Source organism: Acinetobacter endophylla, assembly GCF_053543775.1.
This window is the reverse complement of sequence record NZ_JBLVOM010000064.1, coordinates 1-1,063: the sequence shown is the minus strand read 5'-3', so window position 1 is coordinate 1,063 and position 1,063 is coordinate 1. Positions and strand designations below refer to the sequence as shown.

At 47.8% G+C, this 1,063-nt stretch carries 1 pseudogene; it reads right to left on the bottom strand.

The window, feature by feature from the left end:
- Positions 1-1,063: pseudogene (locus ACNPNW_RS04835) on the bottom strand (BREX system P-loop protein BrxC); the annotation flags it as partial.

Here is a 1,063-nt window from a genome sequence, read left to right as displayed (position 1 = left end):
ATTGGCCAGCAAGCGTTCTAAAGTCAGAATCGACCGCTCAATGACTTTCTTGCCAGGGAATTGCCCGACATCGGTTTTGCTCTTATACGACTTAAAGTTGGCTAACCAGGTCTTAAAATGCTGCAAATAGAATTCAAACAGCTCTTTCTCAGTCGCTGGCCCCATGGCCGAGAATAGGTCTTGGGTCAGTTGGCGTGCCTGTTTCAAAACCTGATCATCAGTCTGGCGCTTTTTAATAATGGAAACATCACGGCGACGGCGGCTGTTTTGTAAAGGCTCAAAGGCATCTTTTAACTGTAAGCTGCCGCCATTTAACTGCAGTGAAATCCGCCCCATTGCCGCCAGCTGACCTACCAGCAATAAAATCTCGGCATCTGGCCAGCCATAAGGGCGTTTGGCAAAACGATCGACCACATCTGAGACTAGAATACGCTCTGTACCGGTGGCCCGTAGTGCAATGTACTGTTCCACTTCCTGTAGGGCTTTGGGATTGCTCTGACCGCCATCCAGAGACAATCCGAGCTGCGCCATATCATCCACAGTCAAGACGGCGTTCAGTTCACGCCAGGCATCCTGCTGATAGACCTGCAGATAGCTCAGTTTGGTATAAGTGTTTTCCAGCAAATAACGACAAGCCTCATCCAGCTTGGTGGTTGGACTTGAAGATGAAAGTTGTAGATGTTGACCCAAGGCATAACTTTCCGCGTCCAGCAACATTTCTTCGACCCGGACACGCAGACGTTTTTTGCGTTCCTGGTTCTCACGGCCACGGTCTGCCAGAATACGGCTGATATCGGACTGAGTGCCATCATCATTTAAGCGGATGAATTTATTGGTTTTCAGCCAGGTGCGCAGTTCATTAAAGAACTGTTTATCATCTGCCAGTTTAAACAGCACTTGTCCTTCGGCCTGAGTACTTTTACCAATACAGTAAGCTTCGGTGTAAAGATTGTATTCCGTATCCAGCGGAGAAATGATTTCAACTTTCAAATCGCTCTCATACTTGCCATCCAGGCTATGGCTATCTAGGAAACGACCAATCTGATAGTCCATCTTGTTGGCT